The organism is Belliella pelovolcani (assembly GCF_900156785.1).
Taxonomy (GTDB): Bacteria; Bacteroidota; Bacteroidia; order Cytophagales; family Cyclobacteriaceae; genus Belliella; species Belliella pelovolcani.
Window position 1 is genome coordinate 1 of record NZ_FTOP01000030.1, and the last position, 6,594, is coordinate 6,594.

Here is a 6,594-nt window from a genome sequence, read left to right on the forward strand (position 1 = left end):
AAAAAGACCTTTATCAACTTCTCCCATCAAACTGGGAAGAATACCGTCCAAAATAAAATCCATTCTTTACAAGATGGGGTTGGTCGGAGGGATACAAAAAATTAGAAAGTATAAAAGCTAAATTATTTCTTAAAGAAGTTAATTTAGAGTCTACGAAAGCCGTTTTAGGCGGCGCAATAACATTGACTAAATGTAAAGATACAGGAGTTTCAAATGTAGCTGATTGTAGTGATAAAGATGCAGATCCTATAATTGTTGAATAACAAATCACTATCCTCCTATTTTACTCTTCTTATAATAAAAAAATGATAATAATTATCTCTCACAACTATTTAGACGAGCCAACTAATGATGTTATTGAATGGTTGACTTACTTTAAAGCAGATTTTGAAAGAATCAATGGAGACGATTTTATTGATTCAAGTAAAGTTAATATTAATATACAAAATAACTTAGTAACAATTGGGACTCGAAAAATTTACATTGATAAAATCAATGTAGCCTGGTATCGTAGATGGAATTCACCAAATTTTGTAGAGCCTATATTTAAAACAATTAATGATAATAAATTAAATGAACATCAAGGCTTTTTTATATCCAGATATTCTAAATACCTAGATCATGAATCAATATCAGCGTATAATTTCTTTTTCAATGTAATTAATAAAGACAAATGGATTCCTTATTACAAATTATCGAGGGGTTTTCTTGAGAAATCAGAGGTTCTGTTAGAAGCAAAAAAATGTGGATTACAAATCCCAGAAACCATAGTTACAAATTCTAGAGATGAACTACTGAAATTCATTGAAAAGTATAAAAATGTCATAACTAAAAGCATTAGAGATGTTGATATTGTTTCTTATGCTAATTATGAATTAGATGTTTACACAAAAACTATTGACATCAAAACAATAAAATCATTGTCAAAAAATTTTATTCCTACATTATTTCAAAGACAAATTATTAAAGAATTTGAAATAAGAACTTTCTTTATTGATGATTACTTTACTTCTATGGCAATTTTTTCTCAAAAAGATGAAAAAACTAGAGTAGATTTTAGAAACTACAATCTTAAAAAACCTAATCGATTTATACCATTTAATTTGCCTACTAATATTTTAGTAAAAATTAGAAAATTGGTTAAGAAGTTAGAACTGAGAACTGGTTCGATTGATATAATTTACAGTGAAATAGAAAAAGAATATTTTTTTTTAGAAATTAATCCAGTTGGCCAGCTAGGAATGATTTCTCAAAATTGCAATATTCCTTTAGAAAAAATAATAGCCGAAAGATTAATACAACTAGATAGAAAGTAATGGATTCCACTATACAAAATTTAATTAAAATAATTGAAAAAAAATTCAATAAGGAGATTTTCATATTAAATAAAAAATTCAACAAAGTACAACCAAATGATGATAATTATATTTTTAGATATACAAAATCTACTTTTCACAAAACGGATTTTCTGATATGTAAATATCACTTTAAATTAATTCACCAGCCATTTAAAATGCCTACTAATGTCAAAGATGAACTTTAACGAACCCTATTTCCTTTACACAAACTGCATTCCAGTTAAAGGTTTTAATAGAAGTATCATTTATGATTTACAAAGAGAAGATTATGAATTTATTCCAAATGATTTATATCAAATTCTTAAAGAATTTAATGGAAAGACAATTAATGATATAATAAAGAAATATGGGAAAAATAACATTTCAGCTATAGAAGATTATTTTCTATTCTTGATTGAAAAAGAGTATGTTTTTTTTTCAAATCTTTCAAAATCACATTTCCCTCCTTTGGATATGGAATTTTCGAAACCGTATAAAATTTCAACCATAGTAATTGATATTGATTCAGATTCATATGTTAAATATATAGACACGTTAATTTATGAATTGAAAACATTGGGTTGTGGAGCTATATCGTTAAGGTTTCTTAATAAAAAGACCTTCTCAATATCACTGCTAGAAAATATACTTGAAAAATTCAAAGACCTGCCAACCAGATCAATTGAAATTTGGATTCCTTCTAAAGGACAAATTAAGAAAGCTGAATCGGAAATTCTAGATAATATTTGTTTAATCTATCAAAGAGTTTATCGGGTAAATGTATACGGACACATTGAATCATTTAGCTTTCTATTAAAAAAATCATATTCATATTTATGTACCTATGTTGAAAATTTAGAATATAAAATGCATGCTTTGCCTTCACTAGAAAATATGGTGGTGAACTTAGAATTATTCTGTGAATCACAAAATTTCAACTCCTATTATAATGGGAAAATTTTTGTAGATAAAGAAGGCTATTATTTCCAGACTCTTTTTTCGGATCAATCTTTTGGAAATGTAGCTTCAGTAAGTTTGCAAGATTTAATAAAATTGTCTGAATTTAAAAAGTACTCGATTATAAAAAAAGACGATATAAAAGTATGTATGGATTGTGAGTTTAGATACATGTGCTCAGATTCTCGTATTCCAGAATTTAAAATAAAAGAGAATCAATACGAACATACTACTCTTTGCAATTATTCACCTTATTCAAATAGTTGGATAAATTAATCATTATGAAAAAATTCCCAACATTAATTCAATATGACAGTAAAGATTGTGGACCAACATGTTTACAAATAATATTAAAATATTATAAAAAAGAAGTTTCTATAAATTCATTGAAAAAGCTTTGTGAAACAACAAGACTAGGAACATCACTAAACAATATAAATAAAGCTGCAAATGAATTAGGAATAGATACGCTAATCCTAAAAATTGATTTTGAAAGTCTAAAGAGATTATTTTTCCCATGCATTGTTCATTGGAATAAAGAACATTATGTTGTTGTATATAAAATTCAAAATGATAAAGTTTACGTTTCTGATCCAGCCTTTGGGAGAATAATTTATAGTGTTGATGACTTTAAAAAATTTTGGATAAGTTATCAAAAATATTCCGAAGAAGGCATTGTTCTTTTGCTTGAACCAAACGAAAAATTTGAAACTATAGATATTAAAGAGGAAAAGTCTGTAAAAAATAAGATTACATTACTATCTATTCTAAAACATTTAAAAAACTATTCATTTTTAAATATCACTCTCTTAATAAGCATAATAATTGGGATAATAATTCAATTTTCTTTTCCACTATTGACACAAAGCATCGTTGATGTAGGAATTGTAAATAATGATATTAGCTTTATATATTTACTGTTGCTATTTCAGCTTTTCCTTTTTTTGGGGAAAATATTTAATGAAATTTATAGAAACTGGTTCTTAATTGAAATTAGTACTAGAATTAACATAACTTTAATTTCTGACTTTTTTATTAAACTAATGAAACTCCCAATTTCATTTTTTGATATAAGAGTAACAGGAGATTTACTTCAAAGAATTGATGATCACAAAAGAATAGAAAAATTACTCACAACGCATTTCTTAACTTTCCTCCAGTCGATTTTAATTTTTATAGTTTTTGGACTTCTATTGTTTTATTACGACGGAAACATTTTTCTAGTATTCATGGGAATGAGTATTTTTCAATTAATTTGGGTGACTTTTTATTTAAAAAGAAGAGAGGTTTTGGATTACAAAAGATTTTCAACAATTAGTCAAGAACGAAGTACTGTAATTGAATTAATCAATGGAATGCATGAAATTAAAATAAATAATGCTGAGAATAGGAAAAGATGGGGTTGGGAAAATTTTCAAGTTAAATTATTTAACATTTCTCTTGATTCACTCAAGATTGATATGCTTCAAAATCAGGGAGCATTATTCATAAGTGAAGTTAAGAATATATTAATCACCTTTTTAGCGGCTAAACTTGTAATTCAAGGCGAATTGACTTTGGGTGCAATGTTATCCATTTCTTATATTTTAGGCCAACTAGTAAATCCAATTTCATTTTTTATTGACTTAATTTTGCAAATTCAAGATACAAAGATTTCATTAAAAAGAATTGGTGAAATTTATAATATGAAAGAAGAAAATGAACAATTACAAAACAAAATTGAACCAGGAAATATTCAAATAACAAATCTTTCTTTTAAATATAGTGGAACTGATAAGTATGCGATTAAAAATTTAAGTGTAAATATTTTAAAAAATAAAGTTACTGCTATTGTTGGACAAAGCGGAAGTGGAAAGACTACACTTCTTAAATTATTGCTTAAATATTATGATGATTATTCAGGAGATATATTAGTTGATAATGTTGATTTGAAAAAAATATCCTCAAGTAATTGGAGAGAATCAATAGGTGTGGTATTACAAGATGGTCATATATTTAATGACACCGTTGCAAATAATATTTCCATTTCAAGTGAAGAAGTAGATCGAGATAAATTAACCGATGCATTAAAAATTGCTTGTATTTATGATTTTGTCATATCACTACCTTATGGATTTGATACAAAGATAGGAAATGAAGGTCTAGGTTTAAGTGGAGGTCAAAAACAAAGAATTTTGATTGCTAGAGCAATTTATAAAAATCCTAGCATATTGATTTTTGACGAAGCTACATCTTCATTAGATGCGGAAAATGAAAACATGATAATCAGTAATTTAATTTCATTCTTCCTAAAAAAAACAGTGATCATTATCGCTCATCGATTAAGCACTGTTAAAAATGCTGATCAAATTTTAGTTTTAAAAGATGGCATAGTTCAAGAAATCGGAGATCATAAAGATTTAGTAAATAAAAAAGGTGAATATTATTCTCTAGTTAAAAATCAATTAGAATTAGCACAATAAAACTTATAAAAAAATTAAAATGACAAATACAGATCGCCATCCAGAATTGAAAAAGTTATTAAATGTACTTCCGATCAAAAAATCAAGTTATCTAATTTCAATCATATTAATTTATTTACTTTTAATATTTTACTTGTTTTTTTACGTGTTATCAGACAAAATTTCTATCAACACATGGTTATTTAATATAAAATAATTAATACTGCTTTTTCCAAAAATTGTTTAGGCTATCTGCCTAAAGATAAAAGAGAAATTAAACTACACATGAAAAAATTAGGAATTTATAACAAAAAACTATCAATTTTAAATAAATAATTATGAAAGAATCAAATTTTAAATTTGGGAAATTGGTTTTAATATTTGTAATATTTCATTCTTTGGCTTGTAATAAATTAAAAGACGAGAATATCATCTTAGGAAACGATTACAAATTAATTTTACAAGATTCAATTGTTGTCAATAATTTATCTAGAATTTTAATTTTTGATTATGATGAAAACAAAAATCTATATTTAGGTTTTTCAAGAGATGAAGAAATGTTAGTTACATTGAATACAAATGGAGAAATAGAAAGGAAGGTAGATTTAAAAGGGGATGGTCCAGAGAAATATGGCTATTATATTCGAAATTTAGGAATATATAAAAATCAAATTGCAATAATTACTAATGAAAATATTATTTTTTATTCCAATGATTTTGAGAAAATTTCTGAATACCCATATAACTCTTCTATTTTTGTTCAAAGTACGAGTCCCTTTGCTAAAACAATGTTTTTAGGGGAGGAAGGTGAAGAAATTTTAATAATAAATCCAAATTTAAAATTTGATTATTATGGAAACGATGGAGCCATAGATACTTTGAAATATATTGAATATTTTAACTTTGAAGAATTAAAATTAAGTAACGAAATCGAAGCATTCGATAACAAATCAAAAGAAAATTCCATTTTCTTTGATTTCAATACACCTATTATTTCAATAAATGATTACAATGAAACTTTATATTTAACTCTACCATTAAGCGAAAAAATTAGCGTTTTCGAAAGAAAAAATAGTAAGTTTAATAAAATAAAAGATATTAGTTTAGAAATTGAAAATTTCATTAAAGTTGATCCTCTTCCACTTGGAACAGAATATGGTACACTAGAGAGAAAACAACAATTTTTAAATGGAAGTAGGATATGGAATATAATAAATTTCTCTGAAGATGTTTTTGGATTAATCTATTTTAAACAATTTGATAGCAGGCTAAAGTCAGAACTAATTGAAGAAAGTTTAAATTATTCATTAATCGAAAGATATGGTACACTAGAATTAATTTTATATGATAACGATGTGAAAATATCCAGTGAAATTCACTTTCCAAATGGCCGTTTTGTTACAAAATTAAAAGAAAATAAATTTATTATTGAAAAACCAGAAAATCTTGAAATTGAAGAAGATTTCACAGTTTATTATATATACCAGCTTATTTCTAATAAAGACTAATTTGTGGTATTAAAAAGAGTACAAGAGTTTAATTACATCTAATCACTAGGAACTAATGGTATTATTTTATCAGGAACTCACCAGTCAAAGAACCTTCATGTTTAGGAGACCCTAATTAAATTACTTGACATGGATTATTAAACCTTGTAAATGATGGATACTAAGACTATAACATAGCATACCTCGGAGGATTTGCTTTTGCTGTTTTACAGTATCCGTCCGATAAACCCCATATTTTCTGATTTCTGTTTGGGTTGTAATCTTGCGTCATGAAAAAGATTAGCAACGACGAATATTACAAGCTGTTCACCAAGTGGCAAGGATCAGGACTAAGCAAAGCTGCATTTGCAT

At 26.1% G+C, this 6,594-nt stretch carries 4 protein-coding genes; all 4 read left to right on the forward strand.

Annotated elements, in window-relative coordinates; genetic code table 11:
• Positions 1 to 305: 305 nt before the first annotated feature.
• The 4 genes from gwsG to BW935_RS17795 all read left to right on the forward strand — a co-directional run bounded on the left by gwsG (position 306) and on the right by BW935_RS17795 (position 6,243).
• Positions 306 to 1,316: a grasp-with-spasm system ATP-grasp peptide maturase gene (gene gwsG, locus BW935_RS17775; RefSeq protein ID WP_076503131.1), complete on the forward strand. Its 1,011-nt coding sequence runs from the start codon at positions 306 to 308 to the stop codon at positions 1,314 to 1,316.
• A 207-nt stretch (positions 1,317 to 1,523) separates the two neighbouring features.
• A complete protein-coding gene (gene gwsS / locus BW935_RS17785; RefSeq protein ID WP_076503133.1) occupies positions 1,524 to 2,570 on the forward strand; it encodes a grasp-with-spasm system SPASM domain peptide maturase in 1,047 nt (348 codons plus the stop codon).
• A 5-nt stretch (positions 2,571 to 2,575) separates the two neighbouring features.
• Complete coding sequence (locus BW935_RS17790; protein ID WP_076503135.1) at positions 2,576 to 4,756, forward strand: peptidase domain-containing ABC transporter; 2,181 nt, start codon at positions 2,576 to 2,578, stop codon at positions 4,754 to 4,756.
• A 317-nt stretch (positions 4,757 to 5,073) separates the two neighbouring features.
• Entirely contained in the window at positions 5,074 to 6,243 is a 1,170-nt protein-coding gene (locus BW935_RS17795) for a hypothetical protein (RefSeq protein ID WP_076503134.1), read from the forward strand.
• The last annotated feature ends 351 nt before the right edge of the window (positions 6,244 to 6,594 follow it).